A 14,249-nucleotide genomic window follows, 5' to 3' on the forward strand; every position below is an offset into this window, starting at 1 on the left:
TCGTGGTGTGAAAACGATAGGCCGTCTGAAAAGAGCATTGTCTTTCAGACGGCCTTAAATGTGGTTATACTCGTTTTTTTAATTTGTTGTATAAAATCGACACTATATGTCTACTCCAAAGAAAACAGTTCCTTTAATACGCCGGCCGTGGTTTGCTTTTCTCAGTTCCATGCGGTTTGCCGTGGCTTTACTCAGTCTGCTGGGTGTAGCTTCAATTATCGGAACGGTGTTGCAGCAAAACCAACCGCAAACCAATTATGTGGTGAAATTCGGTCCGTTTTGGACGGAAATTTTTGGCTTTTTGGGTTTGTTTGACGTATATGCATCGGGCTGGTTTGTCGTCATCATGCTGTTTTTGGTGGTGTCGACCGGACTATGCCTGTGGCGCAATATCCCGCCGTTTTTACGGGAAATGAAGTCTTACCGCATCAATGCCGGCAATAAGTCGTTAGCGGCCATGAAACATACCGTGTTAATGGACGGCGGAATCTCGCCTGAAATTGCCGGCCGTTATCTTGATGTTCAGGGATTCAGCACTAAGACGGTACAGCGTGAAGACGGCTCCGTATTGGTTGCAGCCAAAAAAGGGGCGATGAACAAATGGGGTTATATTTTTGCCCACGCAGCCATTATTGTGATTTGTTTGGGCGGATTGATTGACAGCAACCTATTGCTGAAATTCGGTATGCTTACCGGCAAAATCGTGCCGGACAACGACTCTCAATTCGCACGGGATTTTAAGCCTGAAAGCATTTTGGGAAGCAACAATATTTCTTTCCGCGGTAATGTAAACATTATCGAAGGGCAAGGTGCGGATGTCGTGTTTCTGAATGCAGATAAGGGAGTATTGGTACAAGACCTGCCTTTTACTGTTGATCTGAAAAAATTCCATATCGATTTTTACAATACCGGAATGCCGAAAGATTTTGCCAGCGATTTGGTGGTAACGGATAAGGCGACAGGGAAGAAAATAGAGAAAACCATTCGGGTAAACCATCCGCTGACTGTGGACGGCATAACCATTTATCAGGCCAGCTTTGCCGACGGCGGTTCGGATTTAAAACTTAAAGCATGGAATCTGGCGGGGAAAGGGCGCATGCCGGCAGCGATGAATGCCGTGTCGATGCGCGAATTCCCTTTGAATATCGGAGGGCAGCAATACCGTTTGGAATTCGATCAGTTCACCGCTATGAACGTCGAAGATGTGAGCATGCCGTCTGAAAAAGGCGCGCAAAATCTTCAGACGGCCATCCGAGATGTGCGTTCTGTGAAACAAGATAGAAAGTTTTCCAACATTGGCCCGTCTATTGTTTATCGTATCCGCGATCAAGCCGGGCAAGCGGTGGAATACAAAAATTATATGCTGCCGGTAAAACAGGAAGAAGATTTTTTCTTCATTACCGGTACGCGTACAGGGCTGGAACAGCAATACCGCTGGCTGAGGATTCCTGCCGATGCCCAAGGCAAACTTGATACGTTTATGGCGCTGCGTGAGTTGATTAACCAACCGGATATCCGCAAACGGGCGGTAGAAATAGCTACGCGCGGTACGCCCGATAATGTGCGCAGCCAATTTAATCAGGCTGCCGAAAACACATTAAGTTTGTTTGCCCGCGGCGGTTATTTGGCGTTGAATGACTTTGTTACCAATAATATTCCTCAGGCTCAACAAGAAAAGATGCAGGGTTATTTTTATCAGATCCTGTACGGTACGATAAATGCCGCATTGGATGAAGCAATCAAGGAATATGGCCTGCCCGAATGGAAGCAAGGCGACGACCGTAACCGCTTCTTGTTGAACAGTATGGATGCGTACACCGGTTTAACTGAATATCCGGCCCCCGTGTTGCTGCAATTGGACGGGTACAAAGGAGTACGTTCTTCCGGCTTGCAGATGACCCGTTCTCCGGGAGCGTCATTGGTTTATCTCGGCTCGGTGCTGCTGGTATTGGGTACGGTATTTATGTTTTACATCCGAGAGAAACGTGCTTGGCTGCTGTTTGATAAAGGAACAATACGCTTTTCTATGTCGTCGGGCCGCAACGAACGCGATTTACAAAAAGAATTTCCCGAACACATCCAACGCTTGAAGCAGTTGGAAAAGGACCTGAACCATGACTGATTATACTGAAACTCAAAAATTATCCGAGCATGTGCTGCTGACGCATAAATCGTTTTTACGCCGTCTGAATGTTTGGGACTGGTTGTTTGCCGTTGTTATTGCATTGACAGCCATGTTTGCACAAACGCAAGCCAGTCATCATATGGACGGCTATGAAATGGCGATTTTGTGGTTCAGTGCGGCTTCTTCCGCGCTGTTAGGTTGGTTTTTCAAGCCGTTGCGCTGGTTTACCGTGTTGAGCCTCGTGTTGGCTTACGGGGCAATCAAGTTATACGGAGGCGATATCGGTAATGCTGACCGTTTTTTTCTTAAATACTTTTTGAGCAGCCAGTCGGCCATCATGTGGCAATGCGCCACGGTGTTTTTTGCCTTGTTTTGCTATATTGCCGGTGTGCTGTTGGCTAAAAAGCAGAATGCCGACCGCAATACTCTGCTGGGTATGGGAACGGCGTTGACATGGGTGTCGGCTTTGGCAGGTTTTACCGGCTTGCTGGTACGTTGGCACGAAAGCTACCTGCTGCGTCCGGATGCCGGCCACATTCCCGTATCGAATCTGTATGAAGTATTCATTCTTTTTCTGGTGATTACCGCTTTGATGTATTTGTATTATGAAAGCAAGTTTGCAGTGCAGAAGCTGGGCGGTTTCGTGTTGTCGTTTATGTCGGTGGTGGTGGTGTTTGTGCTGTGGTACAGCGTATCACGTGAGGCACATACCATTCAGCCGCTGATTCCGGCATTGCAATCTTGGTGGATGAAAATCCATGTGCCGGCAAACTTTATCGGTTACGGTGCATTCTGTATGGCCGCTATGTTGGGTATCGCCGAACTTTGGGCCATCCGCGGCGAATCTGCCGGTAAGAAATCGTGGTTGCCCGATTCGCAAACGATTGAAGAGGTGATGTACAAAGCGATTGCGGTAGGCTTTTTATTTTTTACCATTGCTACGATTTTAGGAGCGCTTTGGGCTGCCGACGCTTGGGGCCGCTATTGGAGCTGGGATCCGAAAGAAACATGGGCGTTTATCGTATGGCTTAATTATGCCGTGTGGCTGCATTTGCGTTTGGTTGCCGGTTGGCGCGGTAAAGTGTTGGCTTGGTGGGCGATTATCGGTTTATTCGTTACTGCGTTCGCTTTTATCGGCGTGAATATGTTTTTAAGTGGTTTGCATTCTTACGGAACGCTTTAATACTTTTCTAATAGACTGATTTAAACAAGAGGCCGTCTGAAAACTTTCAGACGGCCTCTTGCTGTTGCAGAATGCTTTAATTTTGATGCCGCAATGACGGGCAGTGTTGCAGGTTGCCCAGTAAAGTTTCTATGAGACGGGGAGCGGTTTCGCTGAGATCGATCCGATCCGATTTGATCAGCCATTGGTAAATCAGACCGTCGATGGCAGATTGCAGGTAGATCACGGAAGCGGCGATATCCAGATTATCGGGCAAGGATTTTTGCTTGATGCACAGCGTGAGGATATCGGTAAGCCGTTGTTCCCACATATTTTGGTATTTTTCGATAACGGCGATGATGGCCTGGTTTTGCTCGATATGTTCACATTTCAGGTACAGAATACTGCAAAATTTATAATGGATTTTATTTCTTTGCAGGCGTTCAAACGTGTTTAGCAGGCTTGCATGCAGGCTTTCCAAAATGTTGCCCGATTCGTTGGCTATATCTTCTTCCAATCTGTTGCCTACTTCGTCGCATAAACGTTGAAACAGGCCGTCGAACAAATCTTCTTTGTTTTTAAAATGCCAATACAACGCACCGCGGGTTACACCGGCTGCTTGGGCGATTTCGTTGAGCGATGCGCGGGCGACACCTTTATGATAAAAAGTTTCAAGTGCGGCGAGCATCAGATCTTCGCGGGTTTTTAGGGCTTCGACTTTGGTTTTTCTCATGATAGGGAGGTAGGGTTATTTTTTGTAAAAATTTTTCGTAATTATAATAAATATCTTTGGAACATACAATGGTGTATGTATAATCTTGAGATTCCCAAAACGCTGATATTCCAGCGTCTTGAGCAATTCAAGTGATTTTAGATTATCCGTTTGCCGTGAGATAAGGTAGGTCGGGTCATTGCCCGCCAGTTACGGAATTTGTAAAGAATCTCACGGAAATCCAATGATAAAGATAGGAAAATTAATGATATTTCACCCTGCTCGTCAAACATTGCACCTAGCGGCTTTGGCAGTGGCAACAGCATTGGCGTTGACCGCTTGCGGAAAAGGAGATTCTAAGCACCAACAGGCCGAGGGGGCGCAGAAACAGGCACCGGCACCGGTGGTCGGCGTGGTTACGGTGCATCCGCAAAAAGTTACCATCAGCACGGATTTGCCGGGGCGGTTGGAGTCGCACCGCTCGGCGGATGTGCGTCCGCAAGTAGGCGGTATTATCAAGAAACGCCTGTTTCAGGAGGGCAGCTATGTACGTGCCGGCCAACCGTTATATCAATTGGATGATGCAACTTATGTAGCGGCTCTGGAAAGTGCGCGGGCGCAATTGGCGACAGCCGAGGCTTCGTTGGCGAAGGCAAATGCCGATGTTACCCGCTATAAGCCGTTGGTGGCGGCAGATGCCATCAGTAAGCAGGAATATGATGCCGCAGTAGCCGCGAAACGTTCTGCCGAAGCAGGGGTGAAGGCAGCGAAAGCAGCGATTAAGTCTTCCCAAATCAATGTGAATTATTCCCGTATTACCGCTCCGATTTCCGGCTATATCGGACAGTCTTTCATCTCGGAAGGCTCGTTGGTAACGGCGGGTAATGCATCCAAACTTGCCACTATCCAGCAAACCAATCCGATGTACGTCAACCTTACCCAGTCCGCTACCGACGTGATGCAGCTTCGCCAGAACATTGCCGACGGCAAAATGCAGTCGGTAAATGGTGCGGTTGAAGTAGGTGTCCGGTTGGAAAACGGTAAGGAGTATGCCCATAAAGGCCGCTTGTTGTTTACAGATCCTACTGTGAACGAAGCAACCGGCCAAGTTACCTTGCGTGCAGAAGTGCCTAATCCCGACAATATCCTGCTGCCCGGGCTGTATGTGCGCGTGAGCCTGCCGCAAGCTGATGTGCAGGATGTATTTGTTGTGCCGCAGCAAGCGGTTACGCGCGGCAAACAAGACAGTGTTATGGTGGTAAATGCCGACGGTTCGATGGCACCGCGCATGGTAACGGTAGTGCAGCAGCAGGGCAGCAACTGGATTGTTTCAGACGGCCTCCAAGACGGCGATAAAGTTATCGTGGAAGGCTTGGCGATTGTCGGTTTGACGCAGGCAAAAAAAGTAACGCCGAAAGAATGGTCGCCGGCCGGTAATGCAGGTGTTCAGAATAGTGCCCAAGCCGCATCGGCACCTGTTAAGACGGCCTCCGAACCCCAAGCGGCTTCAGCGGATAAATAAGGAACCCTCATGGCTAAGTTTTTTATTGACCGCCCCATTTTCGCATGGGTAATTGCGATATTTATCATCATTGCGGGTGTTCTCGGCATCGGAAGCCTGCCGGTATCGCAATATCCTTCGGTTGCCGCGCCGACTATCCGCCTTTCTGCCGTTTATCCCGGCGCTTCGGCACAGGTGATGGAAGACAGCGTATTGTCGGTTATCGAGCGCAATATGTACGGTGTGGAAGGATTGGATTACATCAGCACCAACGCCTCTTCAAGCGGTGGCGGCACGATTACGCTGACGTTTACGCCCGAAACCGATGAAGATTTGGCGCAGATGGAAGTGCAGAACAAGCTGTCGGAAGTTGAAGCCCAACTGCCCGCCACCGTTAAGCAAAACGGTATTACCGTTTCCAAGTCGCGCTCCAACTTTTTGATGGTTTTGATGCTTTCTTCAAAAAACATGAGCACAGAAGACATTGCCGACTATGTGGAGCGTAACATCAAGCCTGAAATCCAGCGGGTAAACGGTGTGGGTGAGGCGCGCTTATTCGGTTCGCAACGGGCCATGCGCGTGTGGATCGATCCGAAAAAACTGCAAAACTACAATTTGTCGTTTGCCGATGTGTCCGCCGCCATCAGCGCCCAAAACGCGCAGATTTCCGCCGGTTCGCTGGGTGCGCTGCCGGCAATACAAGGCCAAGCTATCAGCGCTACCGTAACGGTGCAGGGGCAGATGAGTACGCCGGAAGAGTTCGGCAATATCGTGTTGCGCTCGACTACGGGCGGTGCCAATGTGTATTTGAAAGACGTGGCTGAAATCCGCTTGGGCAGCCAAGACTATTCCACCTCGACCCGTTTGAACGGCGAGCCTTCCGTCGGCATGGCGGTGATGCTTTCCAACAGCGGGAATGCGATGGAAACCGCAGCGGCGGTACGCGACAAAATGACGCAGTTGGAACGGTTCTTCCCGTCGGATATGACTTGGTCTTCGCCGTATGATACGTCCAAGTTCGTTTCCATTTCGATTGAAAAAGTGGTACATACGCTGATTGAAGCGATTGTGCTGGTGTTTATCGTGATGTACCTGTTTTTACAGAACATCCGTTATACGTTGATTCCGACCATCGTCGTGCCGATTTCTTTGCTGGGCGCATTTGCTTCGATTTGGTATCTGGGCATGTCGATTAACGTGTTGACCATGTTCGCAATGGTGCTGGTTATCGGTATCGTGGTGGACGATGCCATCGTCGTGGTGGAAAACGTCGAAAGGATTATGTCCGAGGAAGGATTGCCGCCGCTCGAAGCCACCAAAAAAGCCATGAGCCAGATTTCGGGTGCGGTGATTGGTATCACGGCCGTCTTAATTTCGGTATTTGTACCGTTGGCAATGTTCAGCGGGGCAACCGGCAATATTTACCGCCAGTTTGCCGTTACCATGGCGATTGCGATTGCGTTCTCCGCTTTTCTGGCGTTATCGCTTACACCCGCATTGTGCGGAACCTTGCTGAAGCCGATTCCCAAAGGCCATCATGTGGAGAAAAAAGGATTCTTCGGTTGGTTCAACCGCAAGTTTTCAGACGGCACCCACCGTTATGAAGGCTGGGTGGCCAGATTGCTGCGAAAAGCAGCGCGCATGATGGCGGTTTATGTGGCATTGGCCGCCGTGGCCGGGTTGTTGTTTATCCGCATTCCTTCTTCTTTCCTGCCGCAGGAAGATCAGGGCACTTTGTTGATGCTGGTCCAACTGCCGTCGGGTGCCACCAAAGAGCGCACCGATGCGACGCTGGCCGTGGCGAATAAAGTGATCATGTCTATGCCCGAAGTCGAGAACTTCATCGGCGTGTCAGGGTTCAGCTTTGCCGGTTCGGGGCAAAATACGGGCTTCGGTTTTATTACGTTGAAAGATTGGGCGAAACGCAGCGCTCCGGGCAGTGATGCCGCATCGGTGGCCGGAAAAATCACCGGCGCGTTGATGGGCAGCGTGAAAGACGGTTTTTCCATTGTCATCAATCCGCCCGCCATTTTGGAGTTGGGTACCAGCTCGGGTTTTGAACTGTATCTGCAAGACCGCAACAGCAGCGGCCATGAAGCTCTGCTGGCAAAACGTAACGAGCTGATCGGTAAAATGCGCCAAAATCCGATGTTTGACGCCAGTAATGTGCGTGCTTCGGGCTTGGAAGATGCGCCGCAACTGAAAATCGACATCAACCGTCAGGCTGCCGCCGCACAAGGCATCGACTTTTCCAGCATCCGCAACGTATTGGCAACGGCTTTGGGTTCGTCTTACGTCAGCGATTTCCCGAACAAAGGCCGTTTGCAGCGCGTTATTGTGCAGGCCGATGCGGCGGGGCGTATGCAACCTTCCGATATCCTGGCGTTAACCGTGCCGAATAATCAGGGTGTGACCGTGCCGTTGTCTACGATCGCCACGGTTTCATGGGAAAAAGGCATCGAGCAAAGCGTGCGCTTCAACGGCTATCCCGCCATGCAGATTTCCGGCGCGGCCGCTTCGGGCTACTCTTCGGGCGAAGTGATGGCCGAAGTGCAGCGCATGGTTGATGAAATGGACGGTTACAGCTTGGAATGGAGCGGCCAATCCCGTGAGGAAATCAAAGGCAGCTCGCAAACCGTCATACTTTATACATTTGCGATTATCGCCGTATTTTTGGCGTTGGCTGCATTGTATGAAAGCTGGTCGATTCCGCTGGCCGTGATTTTGGTGGTACCGTTGGGCTTTCTCGGCGTGGTGTTGGGCGTAACCGGCCGCAACCTGTTCGGAGGCTTGTTCGGTGCACCGCCTTCTTATCTCAATGATGTTTATTTCCAAGTCGGTTTGATTACGGTAATCGGCCTGAGTGCGAAAAATGCGATTCTGATTATTGAGTTTGCTAAAGACCTTCAGGCGCAAGGCAAAACGGCATTGGAGGCGGCCCTTGCTGCCGCACACTTGCGTTTCCGTCCGATTATCATGACTTCGTTTGCCTTTATTTTGGGTGTGGTGCCGCTGTATATCGCTTCGGGAGCCAGCTCTGCCAGCCAGCGTGCCATCGGTACGACCGTTTTCTGGGGCATGTTGATCGGTACGGTATTGTCGGTATTTTTGGTACCGCTGTTTTATGTGGTGGTGCGCAAATTCTTTAAAGACACGCCGCGCCAACTGGAACGTGCCAAGCTGCATGCCGCCGAAGCGGGGATGACTGCGGAAATGGTAGATAAATATGTGGGCGATGCCGAATCGGGCGCAGGTTTGAGCGAAGAAGAAAAACGCGCCTTGCACGAAGATAAGGATTAAACATGAAAACAGTAAATTTCAAACCCGCTCTGAGTGCCGTGGTTGCCGCCGTTGTGCTTTCAGCCTGTACCATGATTCCCAAGTATCAAAAGCCGCAAGTAAGCGTGCCGGAAACTTTCAGGCACGACACGCAGCCCGAAACGGCTATTCAGGCGGCCTCGTTGGGTTGGCAGGATTATTTCACCGACCCGCGCCTGCACCGCTTGATCGAACTGGCTCTGGCACGTAACACCGATTTGCGTACCGCGGCTTTGAATGCGGAAGCGATACGCAAGCAATATATGATCGCCCGTGCCGATTTGTTGCCCGGCATCAACGCTTCGGGCAGCGGGCAGCGCGGTCGGGTGGCGGCGGATTTGAGCACCACGGGCACTTCGAGGGTTTCTTCGTCTTATACCGTGGGTTTGGGGATTACCGCTTATGAATTAGATTTGTTCGGCAGGGTGCGCAGCACTGCCGAAGCGGCCAAGCAAAACTACTTCAACAGCGCGGCGGCTCGTGATTCCGCTCATTTGAGCTTGGTGGCAACCGTTGCCAAGGCTTATTTCAACGAGCGTTATGCCGAAGAAGCGATGAAATTGGCGCAAAATGTGTTGAAAACCCGCGAGCAGACTTACAAACTGACGCAGTTGAAACATAAAGCGGGCGTGGTTTCCGCCATTGATTTGCGCCAGCAGGAAGCTTTGATTGAGTCGGCCAAGGCGGATTATGCCGCCGCCGTGCAGAGTAAAGAACAAGCGCAAAATGCGTTGGCCGTCTTAATCAACCGACAACTGCCGGAAGATTTGCCTGCTGGTTTGCCTTTGAACAAGCAGTTCAAAATCAGCAAACTGCCTGCCGGTTTGACTTCCGATGTACTGCTCAACCGCCCCGATATCCGCGCGGCCGAGCACTCTTTAAGACAAGCCAATGCCAATATCGGCGCGGCGCGGGCGGCATTTTTCCCCAGCATCAGCCTTACCGGCACCATCGGTACCGGTTCCACCGAGTTGAGCAGATTGTTTAAAGGCGGTAACGGCACATGGGCATTCGTGCCGACCATCAACTTGCCGATTTTCAATTGGGGCAGCAATAAAGCCAATCTGGATGCCGCTAAAATCCGCCAACAAATTCAGGTGGTGAACTACGAAGCCGCCGTTCAAGCCGCTTTCCGCGATGTGTCCGATGCGTTGGTTGCGCGGGAGCAGCTCGACAAACGTTATGAGGCCGCGGCCAAACAAGGCAAATCTTATGCCGACTATCTGCGCTTGGTGCGCTTGCGTTACAAGCACGGCGTGTCCAGCGCGCTTGATTTGCTGGATGCCGAACGCAGCAGTTACGGCGCAGATACCGCCTTGCTCGGCATACAGCGAACCCGTTTGGAAAATCTGGCCGACCTCTATAAAGCTTTGGGAGGCGGTTTGAAACGCCATACGCAGGATGGAACTCAGCAGTAACGCCATGGCTGTTTTAGATGCGAAAGGCCGTCTGAAAACGCTTGCTTTGTTTGCAAGTTGTGTTTTCAGACGGCCTTTTCGGCAGCAGGTTCTTTCACGGCCATCTATGATGTTTCAGACGGCCTGCCAAACCTGTTCGCAAAGTTTGTCAGTTTTCTTCCACTTCTATGCTCAGATACGAGCTTTGTTTCAAGCCGCGGCAGAATTCGGCAAAGTAGCTGTTGCGCTCGTTGCTGCCCAGTTTGGCCCAGCGGGATTTTTCTTCGAATTTGTTCAGCACTTCTTCGGGTGAGAGATGCACGTAGTGCAACATGTCTTCGATGGTGTCGTGTTCTTCCATGCCGCCGAAAACGATTTCGCCGTTGTCGCGCACGTAAACGTTAACGGAATCGGTGTCGCCGAAGAGATTGTGCATGTCGCCGAGAATCTCTTGGTAGGCTCCGACCATGAAAACGCCGAGCAGATAAGGTTCTTTAGGCTTCGGCTCATGTACGCGCATGCTGGATTCAATGCTTTGCTGGTCGACATATTGGCTGATTTTGCCGTCCGAATCACAGGTCAAATCTTGCAGCACGGCGCGGCGGGTGGGATATTCGTCGAGCCTGTGCAACGGCATGATGGGCAACACTTGCCCGATGGCCCACGTGTCGGGCAGGCTTTGGAACACGGAGAAATTGCAGAAATATTTATCGGCCAATTTGTCGTTCAAATCGTCGTAAACCTGCCGTTGCGAACGCCGGCTGGCCTGAAGTTGCTGTTTCAGACGGCGGCAGAGAACGGCATGCAGTTGTTCCGCCAATGCTTTTTCTTTGAGCGGCACTTTACCTTCGAGGTATTGCCCGGTAACTTCGGTAAGGTAATGGCCGATGCGGTAATAGGTTTCGGTAACCATTTCGCTGTCGTTGATGTCCAAATAAGCAATCAGCTTTTTGGTGGCGAACGAAAGGTTTTCTTCGTCGGTGATTTCCGGCACTTCTTCGGGAAGGCGTTCGACATCGGTAACATTCATCACCAGCACGGCATGGTGCGCGGTCATGGCGCGGCCCGATTCGGAAAAAATATTAGGATGCGGCACGCCGTTTTCGTTGCAGTATTCGGCCAGCATGGAAACAATCACATGCGAGTATTCGCCCATATCGTAATTAATTGAACTGGCATTGCGCGAGTGGGTGCCGTCGTAATCCACGCCCAATCCGCCGCCCACGTCCACATACTCGATCGGCAGCCCCAATCCGCGCAATTCGGCAAAATAGCGTACCGCTTCTTTAAACCCTGCGCGGTAGTCGGCAATATTGGAAATTTGCGAACCCATATGGAAATGCATCAGCTTTACCGTGTCGGCCAGCCCCGCAGCGGTCAATTTTTCCGCCGATGAAATCAGTTGTGCGGCGGATAAACCGAATTTGCCTTTTTCGCCGCCGGTATCCGCCCATTTGCCTGAAGCCAGTGAAGACAAACGTACGCGCAGGCCCAAATTGGCTTTCACGCCGAGTTTTTGCGATTCTTCAATAACCAGATCAACTTCGGTTTCTTTCTCGATCACAATGAAAACCTGATGCCCCAGCCTTTGCCCCATCAGGGCCAAGCGGATGAAGTCGCGGTCTTTGTAGCCGTTGCACACAATGGTGCCGCCTTTGGGCGCAAACGCCAGCACAATCATCAGTTCGGGTTTGGAGCCTGCTTCCAAGCCGATGGATACTTGGTCGTTTTTCGGCACGATAATGTTTTTTACCACCGATTCCTGCTGGTTGACTTTAATCGGGTAAATCGCCGTATAGCGGCCTTGGTATTCGTTTTTTCGGATGGAACGGTTGAATGCCGCGCACAAACGGGCTACGCGGTCTTGCAGAATATCGGGGAAGCGGAACAACATCGGTAGGTCTTGGCCGCGCTCGTTGAGCTGGCCGACCAAATCGTATAAGTCGACCTGCACGTCGCTGTTGTCGTTGGGTCTGACCACCACACGGCCTTTGCCGTTTACCGAATAATAGCGGTCGCCCCAATGACGGATACCGTATAGCGAGGCGCTGTCTGCAACCGACCAAGACATAATCTGACTCCTTGAAAGAAATTGGAAAAACGGCTCGCATCATAGCACAGACAAGAAAGCGGGGCGGAAGAAAAAAGCCGTTTGGAAACAAGCCGGTTTCAAGTTTTCAGACGGCCTGCGGGCAAAGCTCCCGTTATGACCGCCGCCGCTATTTTCAAACGGGCTTTGCTATATAATACCCACACTTTCAACCTATCCACAGGAAACCGTTATGAGCTATAAAACCGATGCCGAAATCGCCCAAGCCGCCGCAATACGACCGATAGGCGAGATTGCCGCCAAACTCGGCTTGAGCGCAGACCAATACGAGCCTTACGGCAAATACAAAGCCAAAATCAATCCGGCCGACGCATTCGCCTTGCCCAAAAAACAAGGCCGTCTGATTTTGGTCACGGCCATCAATCCCACACCGGCGGGCGAAGGTAAAACCACCGTTACCATCGGTTTGGCCGATGCCTTGCGCCATATCGGCAAAGACGCGGTGATTGCTCTGCGCGAACCCTCGCTCGGCCCTGTGTTCGGCGTGAAAGGCGGTGCAGCGGGCGGCGGTTATGCGCAAGTGCTGCCGATGGAAGACATCAATTTGCATTTCACCGGCGATTTCCATGCCATCGGTGCGGCCAACAACCTGCTGGCCGCCATGCTCGACAACCACATTTACCAAGGCAACGAATTGAATATCGACCCCAAACGCGTGCTGTGGCGGCGCGTGGTCGATATGAACGACCGCCAGTTGCGCAACATCATCGACGGCATGGGCAAGCCTACCGACGGCGTGATGCGCCCCGACGGCTTTGACATCACCGTTGCCTCCGAAGTGATGGCCGTGTTCTGCTTGGCCAAAGATTTGGCAGACTTGAAAGAACGCTTGGGCAATATCCTGATTGCCTATGCCAAAGACGGCAGCCCCGTTTACGCCCGCGACATCAAAGCACACGGCGCAATGGCGGCCTTGCTGAAAGATGCGGTTAAGCCCAACCTCGTGCAAACCATCGACGGCACGCCCGCGTTTGTGCACGGAGGCCCGTTTGCCAACATCGCCCACGGCTGCAACTCCGTGATTGCCACCCGTTTGGCCCGCCATCTGGGCGATTACGCCGTTACCGAAGCCGGTTTCGGTGCGGACTTGGGCGCGGAAAAATTCTGCGACATCAAATGCCGCTTGGCAGACATCAAACCCGATGCCGCAGTCGTCGTCGCCACCGTGCGCGCCTTGAAATACAACGGCGGCGTAGAGCGGGCAAACTTGGGCGAAGAAAATCTGCAAGCATTGAAGAGCGGCCTGCCCAATCTGCTGAAACACATCAGCAACCTGAAAAACGTGTTCGGCCTGCCGGTGGTTGTCGCACTGAACCGCTTTGTTTCCGATACCGATGCCGAGCTGCAAATGATTCAGACGGCCTGTGCCGAGCAAGGCGTGGAAGTCGCCCTTACCGAAGTGTGGGGCAAAGGCGGCGCGGGCGGTGCCGACTTGGCGCATAAAGTTGTCAACGCCATCGAAACCCAGCCCAACAACTTCACATTCGCCTACGACACCGATTTGGGTGTGCAAGACAAAATCCGCACCATCGCCCAAAAAATCTACGGTGCGGCCGATGTTGATTTCAGCACCGAAGCCCTTGCCGAAATAGCCTCGTTGGAAAAATTGGGCTTGGACAAACTGCCCGTGTGTATGGCGAAAACCCAATATTCACTGAGCGACAACGCCAAGCTGCTGGGCTGCCCGAAAGATTTCCGCATCACCGTGCGCGGCATCACCGTGTCCGCCGGCGCAGGCTTTATCGTCGCTCTGTGCGGCAACATGATGAAAATGCCCGGCCTGCCGAAAGTGCCGGCCGCCGAGAAGATTGACGTGGATGAAAACGGCGTGATTCACGGGTTGTTCTGATATTGAGTTTGTAGAAGGCCGTCTGAAAATTATTTTTCGGACGGCCTTTTCTTATCGGATACCCTATAATAACGG

Annotated in this window: 8 protein-coding genes; 6 read left to right on the forward strand and 2 right to left on the reverse strand. The window is 51.7% G+C overall.

What is annotated here, in order from left to right; all coding sequences use genetic code 11:
- The first annotated feature begins 169 nt into the window (after positions 1-169).
- Both Q0X97_RS05970 and ccsB read left to right on the forward strand, forming a co-directional pair.
- Positions 170-2,122 carry a cytochrome c biogenesis protein ResB gene (locus Q0X97_RS05970; protein WP_302066575.1) on the forward strand — a complete coding sequence of 651 codons (1,953 nt, stop codon included), beginning with the start codon at positions 170-172 and terminating at the stop codon, positions 2,120-2,122.
- A complete protein-coding gene (ccsB, locus tag Q0X97_RS05975) occupies positions 2,115-3,308 on the forward strand; it encodes a c-type cytochrome biogenesis protein CcsB (protein WP_302066470.1) in 1,194 nt (397 codons plus the stop codon). The genes Q0X97_RS05970 and ccsB overlap by 8 nt, the downstream gene beginning before the upstream one ends.
- A gap of 76 nt (positions 3,309-3,384) precedes the next feature.
- Here the strand turns inward: ccsB and Q0X97_RS05980 are convergent, their stop codons facing one another.
- On the reverse strand, positions 3,385-4,020 hold the full coding sequence (locus Q0X97_RS05980; RefSeq protein WP_302066471.1) for a TetR family transcriptional regulator: 636 nt from the start codon (positions 4,018-4,020) through the stop codon (positions 3,385-3,387).
- 244 nt (positions 4,021-4,264) lie between these two features.
- Between Q0X97_RS05980 and Q0X97_RS05985 the strand changes: the two genes are divergently transcribed.
- From Q0X97_RS05985 to Q0X97_RS05995, 3 genes are read left to right on the forward strand one after another with little or no spacing between them, the layout of a single operon-like run.
- On the forward strand, positions 4,265-5,521 hold the full coding sequence (locus Q0X97_RS05985) for an efflux RND transporter periplasmic adaptor subunit (RefSeq protein WP_302066472.1): 1,257 nt from the start codon (positions 4,265-4,267) through the stop codon (positions 5,519-5,521).
- Between the two features lie 9 nt (positions 5,522-5,530).
- A complete protein-coding gene (locus Q0X97_RS05990) occupies positions 5,531-8,800 on the forward strand; it encodes an efflux RND transporter permease subunit (RefSeq protein ID WP_302067688.1) in 3,270 nt (1,089 codons plus the stop codon).
- Between the two features lie 2 nt (positions 8,801-8,802).
- Positions 8,803-10,236, forward strand: a complete 1,434-nt coding sequence (locus tag Q0X97_RS05995) for an efflux transporter outer membrane subunit (protein ID WP_302066474.1) — start codon at positions 8,803-8,805, stop codon at positions 10,234-10,236.
- A gap of 148 nt (positions 10,237-10,384) precedes the next feature.
- Here the strand turns inward: Q0X97_RS05995 and speA are convergent, their stop codons facing one another.
- On the reverse strand, positions 10,385-12,286 hold the full coding sequence (gene speA / locus Q0X97_RS06000; protein ID WP_302066475.1) for an arginine decarboxylase: 1,902 nt from the start codon (positions 12,284-12,286) through the stop codon (positions 10,385-10,387).
- A 211-nt stretch (positions 12,287-12,497) separates the two neighbouring features.
- On the opposite strand from speA, the gene Q0X97_RS06005 reads away from it, so the two are divergent.
- Positions 12,498-14,174 carry a formate--tetrahydrofolate ligase gene (locus Q0X97_RS06005; protein ID WP_302066476.1) on the forward strand — a complete coding sequence of 559 codons (1,677 nt, stop codon included), beginning with the start codon at positions 12,498-12,500 and terminating at the stop codon, positions 14,172-14,174.
- The last annotated feature ends 75 nt before the right edge of the window (positions 14,175-14,249 follow it).

Origin of the sequence: Neisseria sp. MVDL19-042950, from assembly GCF_030504625.1 — a bacterium.
GTDB lineage: Bacteria > Pseudomonadota > Gammaproteobacteria > Burkholderiales > Neisseriaceae > Neisseria.

Coding starts and splice junctions, on each gene's coding strand:
- Q0X97_RS05970 (WP_302066575.1), top strand. CDS start 170: ATGCGGTTTGCCGTGGCTTTACTCAGTCTGCTGGGTGTAGCTTCAATT.
- ccsB (WP_302066470.1), top strand. CDS start 2,115: ATGACTGATTATACTGAAACTCAAAAATTATCCGAGCATGTGCTGCTG.
- Q0X97_RS05980 (WP_302066471.1), bottom strand. CDS start 4,020: ATGAGAAAAACCAAAGTCGAAGCCCTAAAAACCCGCGAAGATCTGATG.
- Q0X97_RS05985 (WP_302066472.1), top strand. CDS start 4,265: ATGATATTTCACCCTGCTCGTCAAACATTGCACCTAGCGGCTTTGGCA.
- Q0X97_RS05990 (WP_302067688.1), top strand. CDS start 5,531: ATGGCTAAGTTTTTTATTGACCGCCCCATTTTCGCATGGGTAATTGCG.
- Q0X97_RS05995 (WP_302066474.1), top strand. CDS start 8,803: ATGAAAACAGTAAATTTCAAACCCGCTCTGAGTGCCGTGGTTGCCGCC.
- speA (WP_302066475.1), bottom strand. CDS start 12,286: ATGTCTTGGTCGGTTGCAGACAGCGCCTCGCTATACGGTATCCGTCAT.
- Q0X97_RS06005 (WP_302066476.1), top strand. CDS start 12,498: ATGAGCTATAAAACCGATGCCGAAATCGCCCAAGCCGCCGCAATACGA.